Below are 12,285 nucleotides of genomic sequence, written 5' to 3' on the forward strand. Positions count from 1 at the left end.
CGAGCTGCAGGGAATCAATAACCTAGGCGTGAGTGAAAAAAACAAAACTCCACACAGAGTAAATGGAAGCGACAATTAGAATGACGCCGGCAATACGTTGTTGGCGTAAGGGGATTTGACTTAATCCTTTTTGAATCATGGAAGGTAGGACACTGAGGGCTGGCAATCCTCCGACCCAGAATAAAAACATCAAGGCCCCACCCATCAGTGGGTTCTGCATTGCTACCGCTGCCGTCACATAAGTGTAAAGCCAACCGCAGGGCAGAAGGCCTGTTAAAAAACCCACGACGACGCCGGACTGGTTCAGATGAAATTTACGAAGCTGACGAAAGACTTTCATCAAACCGTGGGGATCCACTGTCGGGATTAATTTCTGAGTGAATTTGGGTGCCAGTAAACGCAAGCCCATGCTGAGTAAAACCACGGCGAATAATACGGCAGAAGCCGTTCTCAACCAGGCATACTGCGAATCAAGGAGAAACTGTCCTAGGCCTCCTGCCAAAGCTCCAAGGGAGACATAAGCAATTAATCGGCCCAGATGATAGGAAAGTAGGGATTTACGTTCTCCCATAAGGCAGGAAATCGGCCCGCACATCGCAGCACAGTGCCAGCTTCCGAAAAAACTGGTGCTGAGAATTCCTAGTGCGAGCAGCATTCCTGAGTTCATAATCCTTGAGGTCCCACGATAATAAGTTCTTTGTCACTGCGATTGACGACGTCCCCATGGCGGCTTTCAATTCTCACGCGGGATAAAATCTTACCGTGCGTTCCTTTAAAGCTGCTTTCAGGCAGGCGCACAAAGAAATACCATTCGTGCGTTCCCTGAGGTTTTAACACTTTTGGATTTTCACCAATCGTCAATTTCGCGCCGGATTTAATCAACTCAGGATCAATCGAAAGCGTGTAGGAGGTCTCTTCGCGCTCTTGATTCTGGATATGAATCTTGAACTGATTCTGAATCACATCTTTCGTTTCGCCTTCTTGCACATAGGAATAAGGCAAACCCTGGCCACGTAACAACGTCCAGTGGAAAGGATCGCGAGTGGCAATAGCGTAAGAAAGGCCCGAAATCAAAATCACCAGAGCTCCCATGTAAATCAATGGACGGGGGCGGGTGAGTTTGATTTTACTGAAATCCAAAGTGTCGTAACGAATCAGACCTTTTGGTTTTTTAACTTTTTCCATGATTTCGTCACAGGCATCCACGCAGGCTGTACAGGCAATACATTCCATTTGCAGACCGTTACGAATATCAATGCCTGTAGGACAGGCATTCACACAGCGATTGCAGGCGACGCAGTCTCCTTGTGCTTCACCCGGCTGATTGCGACCACGGCGAGGTTCACCGCGTTTCACATCGTAAATAACTGCCAAGGATTTATTATCGATCAAAAGAGATTGAAAGCGTCCGTAGGGACACATGATCACGCAGAACTGTTCACGGAACCAGCCAAAATCAAAAAGGACAGCACCTGTAACCAGAGTGACCAGAATAAAATATGTCCAGTTTTGGCCGGGAGGTTGCTCCATCATGTGCAGCAAGTCTGTGGCTCCCACAAAGTAAGCGATCAAACTGTGAGCGATTAACGAAGATACCAGTGTGAATAGCAACCACTTGGTACCACTTTTTTTGATTTTATTGAAGGTCATCGCTTCTTCGCGAAGTTTGCGACGTTCAATATAATTTCCTTCTGTCCATTGCTCGATACGACGGAAAACAGATTCAATAAAGACGGTCTGAGGGCAGGCCCATCCACACCACACACGGCCCCAAACGGCCGTGACAAAGGCCAAGCCAATCACCAGGGTGCCGATAATGAAGAATAACAACGGAGCATCATGAGCGTGGAATAAAAGACCAAAGAAAGAAAATTCGCGGTCAGGAATATTGATCAAGATCGTTTGCACGCCGCGGATCGATGTCCACGGCAGTGCCAGAAATATCACGAGCAAGACAGCATGCACCCTCGTGCGGTGCTTCTTAAAGAACCCCTTTACTTCAGCAGGAATAATGGCGATGCGATCGCCGTGCTCATCAACAGAGGTAAGGAGGTTCGGGTCTAAGCTCATTTCACTTCTTCTCCTTGTGGAGGCTTAGCTCCAGCAGGTTTGGAATCTAGTTTGGACATTATATACTTCGTGACGGAATAAAGCTCCTCGCGTTTTAGGACTGGACCCCAGGGAGGCATGCCTTTATCAGCAGCACCTTCACGAATAACTTTAACGATATCCATGCGCGTGCCTTTGCCGTGAATCCAGAAGTGATCGGTCAAGTTCGGACCGATCAAGCCTTGCAATTCCTGACCGTGGCAGGCCGCGCATTTTCCTGCGAAAACAGCGGCACCCGCATTGGCATCAAGCTTATCAAAAGCTTCTTTCAAAGAATCCTCTGTTTCAGCCGGGGCTGACGCCTGCATGGTGGCTTTTTCTTTTTCTAACGCGGTCATATGAATGGCTAGTTCATCTTGCAGTGTGATGCCGCCACCAAATTGATAGTGCAGGAAGTATAAGGCCCCAAAGATGATCGTTAGAAAGAACGTCCACAACCACCACGTCGGCAGTGGATTGTCGTGTTCAATGATGCCGTCATATTCGTGGAAGAGCTGTTTATAGCCCTCTGGATTGCCATTGCCGTTGTTATTGTCTTGCATCTGTGAACTCCTGATCTTTCAAAGGCATATTCTGCATCTCATTGTAGAAGTACTTGCTGTTTTTGCGAAATACCCAAACCAACACACAAACAAAGAACACGAAAAATATAATCAGACCTAGGGAAGTCAAATGAAGATCGGTGAAGTATTTTAATCCTTCTTGTTTCATTGTGCTTTTCCTTTCTGACCTAGGGCTTGAAGGTAAGCGATTAAAGCGATGATTTCTTTTTTCTCCATACCTTTAGGGCCACCGTTGGCTTCGATGTCGGCTGCGATTTCCTTTGCTTGTTTTTGGGCGATACCATCGGCGTTTGCAACAGTGTTGTCGTCGTAAGGCACACCCAGTTTTCTTAACACGGACAATTCCTTACGCAGGCGCAGGAAGTCGGTGTCTTTATCCGCAAGCCATGGATAGTTCGGCATGATACTCGCTGGTGTTACTCCGCGAGGGTCCATCATGTGACTGAAGTGCCACAAGTTTGGATATTTCTTACCGACACGAGCGAGGTCAGGACCAGTCCGTTTTGAACCCCATTGGAACGGGTGATCCCACATGGACTCTTCAATTGTGGAAGCATTTCCGTAACGAAGAACTTCAGAAACAATCGGACGAATCTGTTGTGAGTGACAAACGTAGCAACCTTCTTTTTGATAAATACTGCGACCTGCGATTTCCAAAGCCGTGTAGGGCTCGGTCACATTTGTCGGAGTAATATACTTATGCAAAGAAAGTGTTGGATAGATTTCGATAAATGATCCCACAGCAATTGCCAGGAAAGCCAGAACCGAGAATACAAAACCCATACCTTCCAATTTACGGTGACCCGTACCTGGAACTTCGTTGTAACCCGTGCGAGTGACTTCAACGGCTTCTTCCTTGATTTGTTTTGGAGCGAGCTTGATCGTCATGTAGATGTTGTAACACATCAACAAGAACCCGATCAGGAACAAAAGACCACCCAAAGCGCGCACCCAGTAAAGCGGAATGATACGAACCACAGTTTCGATAAAGTCAGGGTAAACCAGAGTGCCGTCTTTATTCACAGCTCTCCACATCAAACCTTGAGTGATACCAGCTACCACCATGGATACGTAGTACATGATGACGCCCAGTAAACCCATCCAGAAATGGTTTTCCAAAAGTTTATTGGAATAAAGCTCTGTCTTCCATAAGCGTGGAATCATGTAATACAAAATACCGAAAGTTAAGAAGCCGTTCCAACCCAAGGTACCCGCATGCACGTGTCCCACGATCCAGTCGGTGTAGTGTCCCAGGGCGCTTACGGATTTGATGGAAAGTAGGGGGCCTTCGAAAGTCGCCATACCATAGAATGTCAGCGCGGCGACAAAGAATTTAAGCAGCGGTTGCGTGCGGAGTAAATTCCAGGAGCCTTTCAAAGTCAAAAGACCGTTGATCATACCACCCCAAGATGGCGCCCAAAGCATGACTGAGAAAATCATTCCCAAGGTTTGTGCCCACTCCGGCATGGAAGTGTAAAGCAAGTGATGGGGACCCGCCCAGATATAGATAAATACCAACGACCAGAAATGCACGATCGACAGGCGGTAAGAATACACCGGGCGATTTGCAGCTTTCGGAACATAGTAATACATCAAGCCTAAGAATGGAGTTGTCAGGAAAAAGGCCACGGCATTGTGACCGTACCACCATTGGACCATGGCATCTTGAATCCCCGCATAAACCGGATAGGATTTCATGAAAGACACCGGAAGCTCAATCGAGTTTACGATATGCAAAACCGCCACTGTGATGATTGTGGAAATATAGAACCACAAAGCCACATACAGATGCTTTTCACGACGACGGTGAATCGTCATAAAGAAGTTCACAGCAAAGATCACCCACACCACTGCAATGGCGATATCAATCGGCCATTCCAGCTCTGCGTATTCTTTGGCTTGGGAATAACCCAGAGGCAAAGTGATCGCAGCTGCCACGATGATCAACTGCCAGCCCCAAAAATGCATGCGCGACAAAAGGTCCGAGAACATGCGTGCTTTCAGCAGGCGTTGAGAAGAGTGATAGATCCCGGCGAAAATGGCATTACCACCAAAGGCAAAAATCGCAGCATTTGTATGCAACGGTCGCAGTCGGCCAAAGGTAATCCATTCTAAATTCAAATTCGCTGGCCACCACGGAATCTGGATAGCAGCGATCACGCCAAAAAGAAATGCAGCCACTGCCCATACCATGGTAGCGATAGCGAACTTCTTTACGATATCGTCGTCGTAGGTGATTCTTTCTACGACATTACTTTGTGTGTTCACGTTCAGTCCTTTCGTTTTCATCTAAAAGCATACGGTGAGCGGGTGTTTCCAGGTCATCAAACTGACCCTTCTTGTTGGCCCAGAAAAAGGCATACAAGAAGCCAACACCCAGGAGTAACGCCATTGGTATCATCAATATGATAATGTTCATCGCATCCCCCATAGAGAAGTCAGTACAATGAGCACGGAGCTGATCGGCATTAAGATCGCTGCCATCATGGGATTGATAAGTCCTAATAAAGCTGCGGCTCCACCCAGGCAGTTGTACACCAGGGAAACCGTCAATGTTCTCGCCATCACATTGCGAGTTGTTTCCGTGAGGGCAAACAGATCCATCAAAGGTTGCAAGCCTCCACGAGTGAAATAGATATCTGCATGTTGCAGGCTTAAGTCGACACTGCCTTTTACTGCAATACCCACCGTGGCGTTTTGCAGGGACAAAGAGTCATTTGCGCCATCACCAATCATGCAACTGTCAGGATAATTTTTAATAAGTTCATACTTCGCTTGCGGATTTAAGTCTCCGTAAGCATTTTGCGAAGGAATGTTGCACTCCAGTGCCGCTTCTTTCGCACGGACAGTTTTGTCTCCGGAAATAAGGAACGTGTGAAGCCCGCGTTTTTGTAATTCATTGACGATGCGGGCGGAGTCTTCGCGCAGACGATCCGCGAAGTAAAGCTGACAAACACTACGATGATTTTTTAAAACCTCGACGGCGATTTGGCTTCCAGGCAAAGCTGTGTTGTAGGGAAAGATCTCATACAAATCTTCGCCAACATAGCCCCTCACGCCTTGTCCTAGAATTTCCTGGGCATTGGTCACGTTTTTGGCTGCGGGTAAATGCGCCCACGCTTTGCGAAGAGCGAACGCCACAGGATGATGTGAGTGAGTCTCCAATGCCAGAATGATTTGCTGCAGGCTCACTGGTAAAGCTTCTGGTGCAGAATTCACCAAAGTCAGACTGCCTTCACTTAAGGTTCCGGTTTTATCAAAAAAGATATTTTTCAAATCCAGGATTTTTTCAAATGTGTTCGCACTTTTCATCAGGATGCCCAGGCGCTGGGCTTTCTTGATCGCGAGCCCCAAAGTCAAAGGCGAACCAAAAGCCAAAGCGCAAGGGCAGGCAATCACAATCAAAGCCAGCGAACGTTGAAAGGCTTCCATCGGATCCACAAAAGAGTACGCCACCAGAAAAATCCCTGCTAAACCAAAAACCACAGCAATCAGTCGTTGCGCCAGGCGGTCTGTTAAACCCACGAAATTGCTTTTTTGATAACTCTTTTGATCCAAGTCATTAAAGAGTTTTCCGATCTGACTTTGTTCAAAAGTGGAAGTCGCCTGAACCTTCACGTTTTCACTTAGAAGTTTTGTTCCACCCAGTAAGGTCATGCCCGCCGAATATATTTGCGGCAGCGATTCCCCATTGAACAGTGACAGATCGACCGTCGCACACTCACTTAAGAGCACGCAGTCCGTTGGCAGAGTTTGATTTTGCTTGATCACCAGCACATCGTTCAGGCGGATGTGATTCCACGGAATAAGATCCGTGTGATCCTGAGTCAGACGCTCATAAGTCTGATCTTTGAAATACGTCTGCATGCGGGCGGGCGCTAGATAGTTTTGTTGCACTCTTTTTAGTAGATAACGGGCACTCAGAATTAAGAATAAAAAGCTAGCGGTGCTGTCATAATAAATTCCATCTCGTTCGTGGATAAAGTTCCAAGTGGAAAAGATAAATCCACTCAGCATCGCGATGGTGATAGGCAGATCCACATTCATCATGCGGAATTTTAAAGCATTTAAAGTCCCTTGATAAAAAGGCACAGCGCTGTAGCAAAGAATCGGTAAGAACAGTGCCAGGGCGATGCCGTTAAAAACATACGCCCAGGAACTTTCCAATCCCGCATAAATTGGAATTGTGAACAGCATGATGTTGCCGGCGCAAAATCCAGCGACAGCAATGCGCTTTAGAAAAGTGCGATTTTCCTCTTTGTATTTTTCTTGGAGGTTGTCCTCAGGACTCAAGATTTTAGGTTCGTAACCAAGTTCAGCTATGCTTTGCACCGCTTTTGCCAAAGAACCCGTTGCGGTTAACTTCACGGCAATTGTCGATTGACCAAAATTAGCGCGGGCTTCTAAAATTCCAGGATAAAATTCAGGAAGCTTTTCTAAAAGATGCACACAAGATGAGCAATGCATACCCTCTGCAAAAATAAGATAGTCGTAATCCTTACGCTCATCTTGCTTATAAAGGGCTTTGAATTGCGGTTGATCCAGGTGAGAAAAAGGATTTTCTTGGGCCAATTGAAGGGGGCCAACCTGAGTATCTAAGACCTTGCAGGCTTCACAGCAGTACTCAGCTCCATTAGAGGGGCTTTGACAGTATTTACAAGTGAGTTGCCGGTCGAGCTCCATGTGTAAAGTCTCCTAACATGTGCTGATAACGTTATCGGGTAAATATGCGAAATTAGCAATGATCGCCATCACAATGACTATAAAATCAACACGGGGTGGAGGGCAATAATTGCTGGCATGATAGAGACAAAAAGTACCATTTTTCGGCACGGCATTTCACTTGTTTTCAGTCATAAAAAAGACTTCGTTTCTTTGTCATATGTCTGTTACTTTAGACTCCTGTTCATCTTTGGAGGTCGCATGCAATTGAGACGTGTTTTTACATTGTTGGGAGTCGTGGGAACCATGGCTTTATCCGCTTGTGGAGGCGCAGACCAATTCGCTTCTTATAACACTCAATCTGAAGACAGCGGCCGAATTGCATTGAACCACCAAAGCATCCAAACTGAAGAAAACTCCGATGACTGGAGAACAACTCTTCCGACAGAACACGCGACGGTCGGCAAACCCGAAGATTTTCCAAGTCCCACGAACCCTCCGGTAGTCGAGGAGAATCCATCGACGCTACCAACTCAACCAGCGACCATTGATCCAGACGCGAAACCTACTCATGGCACCGTATCCGAGGAGCAGATCAATAAAGATCGTCCAAAAGAGGTTGACGTGAAGGGGACAGCCAAGCTGACACCGACGGTCTATTTCTTCCCGGTATTTGATGAAGACAAAACTTCCTGCCCTGATTCTGAAAAAGTCACCTTGCACGGCCAAGGTGGCAAAGCCTTGATCCGCGTGTGCAAAAAGAATTCGATGGCCTGTGGTCTTCAAGGTTCTTGCTCGATCAAGCAAAAAGGCAAGATCCGCATGTTGAATATTTTGGCGCGTATCAAAGGCCAAAATCGTTATTTCGAAATCAACCGCGAAGAATGCAAATATGGATATGGCGATCGCACGGTGTGCTTGGATCCTTTCCATACTTTAGCTGCGGATCTAACAGTCTATAAATTGGGTGAGGTGATTTACATCCCATCTATCATTGGTCTTTTGTTGCCGGATGGAACTTTGCATGATGGTTACTTTATCATTCGCGATAAAGGATCAGGCATCAATGGCAGAGGTCGCTTCGATTTCTATTCAGGATTCGTCCCATGGTACGACAAAACGAACCCATTCAATCGTATCGGGCTTGCAGATAAAAAAACTACTGTTCCTTACATGAGAATCACTGGCGCTAAAGCTAAAGAGATTCAAGCTCGTCGTGGCTACCCACGCATTCCGGCTGATAACCAGCCTCTTAAATAATTAGAGTTCATCGAATGGCCGAGCGCTTCAGCCTCGGTCAAGTCAGTCGCCTGCCTGCAGCTTCGTCGACACGCCATCCAGGCTCACCGTCGCCGGCTGCGCCGGTTCGCGCATCGTGCGCCGACGGAGGTCGACTGCGTGCAGGCATTCGTCTGCCTTGTCCGAGTCTGAATCGCCCGGCCATACGCAGGTCTTTTCGTTTCATCTTTTTTAGCCTTTGATGCCGACGTTGACTAACTTGGGGGTTAGGATTTTTTCTGCTTGTTTTGGGTCCATGCCTACTAGGAAGCCTCTTTTGCCGCCGTTGATGTAGATTTTTGGGAGAGTGAGGATTGTTTCTTCCATATAGACGGGCATTTTCTTTTTTGTTCCAAATGGTGAGGTGCCGCCCACTTGGTAGCCGGAGTGGCGGTCGGCTACTTCGGGTTTGCAGGGGTTGATGGATTTCTTGCCTAGGGTGCGGGCTAGATTTTTTGTTGAGACTTGCATGTCTCCGTGCATGAGTACGATAAGTGGTTCTTTGTTTTCGTCTTCCATGATCAGGGTTTTGATGACGGCGTGTTCGTCAACGCCCATTTCTTTGGAGGAGTGGGCGGTTCCGCCTTTTTCTTGGTAAGTGAAAAGGTGATAGGTTAATTCAACGCCGTGTTTTTCCAGCTCACGCAAAGCTAACGTCATGGGAGGTTTTTCTTGTTGGCTCATGCGCGCGTCTCCGATTCAGGGGAGGTGTCTTCAGGCTTTTGTAGGTCTTTGGCGTCAATGTAGGTTCGGATTTGGTCTTCACGCAAAACTTCAGACAGTTGCTGCATGCCTTGGCGGGAAGTATCCAGGAAAAGTTTTTGGTCGTGGCGGACTTTGTATTGTTCGGCCATCATCAATTCGTCGTGGCGGTGGAATCTTTCGACCACGGCGCGAGCGCGATCGCTGGGGAAGCCTAAGTCCAATAGCAACTCACGAGTCAGTAAAAGACTGGATTCAAAAGTTTCCCTGCGGATGTAAGTCATCTCAATACCGATATCCAGTAAATCAAATACGTGAGCGCGGTTTCTGGCGCGGGCGTAGATTTTTAGATTTGGATAGTGCTCTTTTGCCATCTGGGCGAGTTTTTTGGAGGTATCCACATCATCCACGGCGATAATTAAAAATTTCGCCTTGCCGGCTCCCGCCGCATCCATGATTTCGTGACGAGAGGCATCTCCATAATAAACCTTGTTGCCAAAACGTCTTAGCAATTCAATTTGTTCAGGGTCGTGATCGATGGCAGTGAACTTGATATCCTGAGCGCGCAAGATACGACCAAAGATCTGACCAAAGCGGCCAAAGCCCGCGATGATGATTTCGCTGTCGACGCCCTCAAAGCTGTCCCATTCTTGTTTTGGTTTATGGGTCGCAACCCAGCTTTCGTATTTTGCGTTCGCCACAATGACGAACGGACTTATAATCATCGAAAGAGTCACAATCAATGTCAGAGTGTCAGAGAGTTCCTGGGAAAGGACATTTGAGTTTTGTCCCACACCAAAGATCACAAACGCGAACTCGCCCCCTTGGGCTAAATAAGCGGCCATGTTTCTGGAAGCTGTGGAGTTTAGCTTTAATACGCGTCCGACTCCATAAAGCATAAAGCCTTTGACCATCATGTACAGTGCCGTTGCAAAGAGCACAAAGGCCGGGTTCTTCATCAGCAGGGCGATATTCACAGACATACCCACTGAAATAAAGAACAGACCCATCAACAAACCTTTGAAAGGTTCAAGATCCGCTTCAAGCTCATGGCGGTATTCAGATTCAGATAAAAGCACTCCGGCCAGGAAGGCGCCCAAGGCCATAGAGATCCCCATGTGCTCCATCAAATAGGCGACACCCATCACAATCGTCAAAGTCACGCCGGTGAAAAGCTCGCGGCTTCGCAGGGCTGCCACTTGGCGCAAAAACGGTCCCATCAATGTGTAGTTGAAAATCAAAAGTCCCAGGAATATTCCCAAAACACCCAGCCAGTTTACTTCATGGCCTGAAGTAGCTTGGGCAAGTCCCAGCGTCGGGATGATGGCAAGGGCGGGGATCGCTGCCACGTCTTGCATAAGTAAGATGGCAAAAGAGGATCTGCCAAACTCCGTGTTCAGAACTTTTTTCTCGGCCATGGCTTGCAACGCGAACGCTGTTGACGACAGACTCAGGGCAAAGCCCGCCACCATGGCGCTTTGCCACGAGGCTCCTAAAAGTTTTACGAGGGCACCCAGGGCTAAGCAGCACGTGATGATCTGTAGGCCCCCAAATCCTGCCAGGGTTCGTTTCATCGCCAAAAGTTTTTTGGGCTGAAGCTCAAGACCAATCAGGAATAACAGAAAGACCACACCGAACTCGGAGAGATTTTGAACCGCCTTCACGTCGATAATGAGTTTTGCTCCTTGAGGACCAATCAGAATGCCTGCCGCAAGGTATCCTAAAATACTGCCGAGGCCTAATTTTTGGAATATGGGAACAAGGAGGACGGAAGATCCTAAAAATGCGAGAGCTTGAAGTAAGTGCGGATGTTCTAACATGAAGAGAGCGTAACAATTGCTCCTAAGGTCGCCAAGTTAAAAAAAGTACAAGGTGCGCGTGTTAGTAAGTTGCGACCGACTGTCCCGATTTAAAGAGTGTCCCGATTAGGAAAATTTCATTTTGGGTTTCGGCAGAAGGAGTGTAGAACCCTCCTCGAAATCGAATCTAAAGCAGGAGTTTTTCGAATGAAATCTTTTAAAGTACTTGTATCAGGTTTGTTGGCAGCCTCAGCGTTGACAGCATGTTCTCCAGGAAATCAAAACGGGTCAGTGATTGCTGAAAATAACGGTCAAATCATCGGCGGCGAAAAAGTACCGACAGGTTCTCGTATCATTCGCTCTACAGTGGCTCTTTATGACACTAAAGTAGGCGCATTGTGCTCAGGAACTTTGATCTCTGAAAATATCGTTTTGACAGCAGCTCACTGCGTGGGCCCAAATCCTAAAAAAATGATGGTGTTCTTCACGAACGAAGTTGAAAAAGCTAAAAAGGACCAGGTGCGTGTTGTTGATGCTGCCATCGTGAATAAAGACTACAGCACGTCTCGCAAAGAAAACACGGCTGACATCGCGTTGGTTCGCTTCGTAGGAAACCTTCCGGCTTCTTATGGTCCGGCAAAAATTCTTAAAAACTCGGGCGCTCTTCGTGAAGGCACGACGACAATCGTTGCTGGTTACGGTTTGAACCGTTCCTGGATTGTTAAATCCGGTGCAGGAGTTCTTAGAACGACGACACTTAAAATTGCAGATCCAAACTTGACGGCGACAGAAACGTCTTTGGCACAAACAATCAACCGTGGCGTTTGCTCGGGTGACTCTGGTGGTCCAGCGTACCTTGAAGTTGATGGTGAATTGCAAGTTTGGGGTGTTGCAAGCCGTTCAGACGCTTTGCCAACTCGTCTGACACCTGATTGTTTCTTGATGTCCATCTATACTCGCGCTGACATCTACGCGAAATGGATTGCTGATAACATGGCCGATCTAAAAGCGAAGTAATTAGTCGCACACAGAATTTATTTAAGACTAAAAAGGAGATCCATCGGGTCTCCTTTTTTTATGTGACAGAGCAAATAATAAAATGTGCTTTGTCATGATCGCCTCCACCAATTCCGCCCCTCGGGATTTCCTTCTACAATCGAGGGGAGGTCGAC

At 47.3% G+C, this 12,285-nt stretch carries 11 protein-coding genes; 2 read left to right on the top strand and 9 right to left on the bottom strand.

Annotated features, from left to right (window positions below):
- Window positions 1–22: 22 nt before the first annotated feature.
- From ACLSU7_RS00510 to ACLSU7_RS00540, 7 genes are read right to left on the bottom strand one after another with little or no spacing between them, the layout of a single operon-like run.
- Window positions 23–667, bottom strand: coding sequence for a sulfite exporter TauE/SafE family protein (locus ACLSU7_RS00510; protein WP_413293564.1), 645 nt, complete (start codon window positions 665–667; stop codon window positions 23–25).
- Complete coding sequence (ccoG, locus tag ACLSU7_RS00515) at window positions 664–2,070, bottom strand: cytochrome c oxidase accessory protein CcoG (RefSeq protein ID WP_413293565.1); 1,407 nt, start codon at window positions 2,068–2,070, stop codon at window positions 664–666. Before ccoG ends, ACLSU7_RS00510 begins: the two co-directional genes overlap by 4 nt.
- Complete coding sequence (locus ACLSU7_RS00520; RefSeq protein ID WP_413293566.1) at window positions 2,067–2,651, bottom strand: cbb3-type cytochrome c oxidase N-terminal domain-containing protein; 585 nt, start codon at window positions 2,649–2,651, stop codon at window positions 2,067–2,069. The genes ccoG and ACLSU7_RS00520 overlap by 4 nt, the downstream gene beginning before the upstream one ends.
- Window positions 2,638–2,820, bottom strand: a complete 183-nt coding sequence (locus ACLSU7_RS00525) for a CcoQ/FixQ family Cbb3-type cytochrome c oxidase assembly chaperone (RefSeq protein ID WP_413293567.1) — start codon at window positions 2,818–2,820, stop codon at window positions 2,638–2,640. The genes ACLSU7_RS00520 and ACLSU7_RS00525 overlap by 14 nt, the downstream gene beginning before the upstream one ends.
- Complete coding sequence (ccoN, locus tag ACLSU7_RS00530) at window positions 2,817–4,865, bottom strand: cytochrome-c oxidase, cbb3-type subunit I (protein WP_413295446.1); 2,049 nt, start codon at window positions 4,863–4,865, stop codon at window positions 2,817–2,819. The genes ACLSU7_RS00525 and ccoN overlap by 4 nt, the downstream gene beginning before the upstream one ends.
- A 58-nt stretch (window positions 4,866–4,923) precedes the next feature.
- Entirely contained in the window at window positions 4,924–5,091 is a 168-nt protein-coding gene (gene ccoS, locus ACLSU7_RS00535; protein WP_181604381.1) for a cbb3-type cytochrome oxidase assembly protein CcoS, read from the bottom strand.
- The gene (locus ACLSU7_RS00540) at window positions 5,088–7,355 is read right to left on the bottom strand and encodes a heavy metal translocating P-type ATPase (protein WP_413293568.1); all 2,268 of its coding nucleotides are present in this window, start codon (window positions 7,353–7,355) and stop codon (window positions 5,088–5,090) included. Before ACLSU7_RS00540 ends, ccoS begins: the two co-directional genes overlap by 4 nt.
- Window positions 7,356–7,595: 240 nt before the next feature.
- Between ACLSU7_RS00540 and ACLSU7_RS00545 the strand changes: the two genes are divergently transcribed.
- Complete coding sequence (locus ACLSU7_RS00545; RefSeq protein WP_413293569.1) at window positions 7,596–8,594, top strand: 3D domain-containing protein; 999 nt, start codon at window positions 7,596–7,598, stop codon at window positions 8,592–8,594.
- A gap of 210 nt (window positions 8,595–8,804) precedes the next feature.
- On the opposite strand, the gene ybaK is transcribed toward ACLSU7_RS00545, so the two are convergent.
- Window positions 8,805–9,296, bottom strand: coding sequence for a Cys-tRNA(Pro) deacylase (gene ybaK, locus ACLSU7_RS00550; protein WP_413293570.1), 492 nt, complete (start codon window positions 9,294–9,296; stop codon window positions 8,805–8,807).
- Window positions 9,293–11,134: a monovalent cation:proton antiporter-2 (CPA2) family protein gene (locus ACLSU7_RS00555; RefSeq protein ID WP_413293571.1), complete on the bottom strand. Its 1,842-nt coding sequence runs from the start codon at window positions 11,132–11,134 to the stop codon at window positions 9,293–9,295. Before ACLSU7_RS00555 ends, ybaK begins: the two co-directional genes overlap by 4 nt.
- A 186-nt stretch (window positions 11,135–11,320) precedes the next feature.
- Here ACLSU7_RS00555 and ACLSU7_RS00560 point away from each other — a divergent pair, with 186 nt between their 5' ends.
- Window positions 11,321–12,130 carry a S1 family peptidase gene (locus ACLSU7_RS00560; RefSeq protein WP_413293572.1) on the top strand — a complete coding sequence of 270 codons (810 nt, stop codon included), beginning with the start codon at window positions 11,321–11,323 and terminating at the stop codon, window positions 12,128–12,130.
- The last annotated feature ends 155 nt before the right edge of the window (window positions 12,131–12,285 follow it).

The organism is Bdellovibrio sp. HCB185ZH, assembly GCF_047302455.1.
In the GTDB taxonomy this organism is placed as follows: Bacteria; Bdellovibrionota; Bdellovibrionia; order Bdellovibrionales; family Bdellovibrionaceae; genus Bdellovibrio.

Excerpts from the sequence above, each read along its gene's own strand:
- ccoG (WP_413293565.1), bottom strand. The coding sequence starts at position 2,070 with ATGAGCTTAGACCCGAACCTCCTTACCTCTGTTGATGAGCACGGCGAT.
- ccoN (WP_413295446.1), bottom strand. The coding sequence starts at position 4,865 with ATGGTATGGGCAGTGGCTGCATTTCTTTTTGGCGTGATCGCTGCTATC.
- ccoS (WP_181604381.1), bottom strand. The coding sequence starts at position 5,091 with ATGAACATTATCATATTGATGATACCAATGGCGTTACTCCTGGGTGTT.
- ACLSU7_RS00545 (WP_413293569.1), top strand. The coding sequence starts at position 7,596 with ATGCAATTGAGACGTGTTTTTACATTGTTGGGAGTCGTGGGAACCATG.
- ACLSU7_RS00525 (WP_413293567.1), bottom strand. The coding sequence starts at position 2,820 with ATGAAACAAGAAGGATTAAAATACTTCACCGATCTTCATTTGACTTCC.
- ACLSU7_RS00520 (WP_413293566.1), bottom strand. The coding sequence starts at position 2,651 with ATGCAAGACAATAACAACGGCAATGGCAATCCAGAGGGCTATAAACAG.
- ACLSU7_RS00555 (WP_413293571.1), bottom strand. The coding sequence starts at position 11,134 with ATGTTAGAACATCCGCACTTACTTCAAGCTCTCGCATTTTTAGGATCT.
- ACLSU7_RS00540 (WP_413293568.1), bottom strand. The coding sequence starts at position 7,355 with ATGGAGCTCGACCGGCAACTCACTTGTAAATACTGTCAAAGCCCCTCT.
- ACLSU7_RS00510 (WP_413293564.1), bottom strand. The coding sequence starts at position 667 with ATGAACTCAGGAATGCTGCTCGCACTAGGAATTCTCAGCACCAGTTTT.
- ybaK (WP_413293570.1), bottom strand. The coding sequence starts at position 9,296 with ATGAGCCAACAAGAAAAACCTCCCATGACGTTAGCTTTGCGTGAGCTG.
- ACLSU7_RS00560 (WP_413293572.1), top strand. The coding sequence starts at position 11,321 with ATGAAATCTTTTAAAGTACTTGTATCAGGTTTGTTGGCAGCCTCAGCG.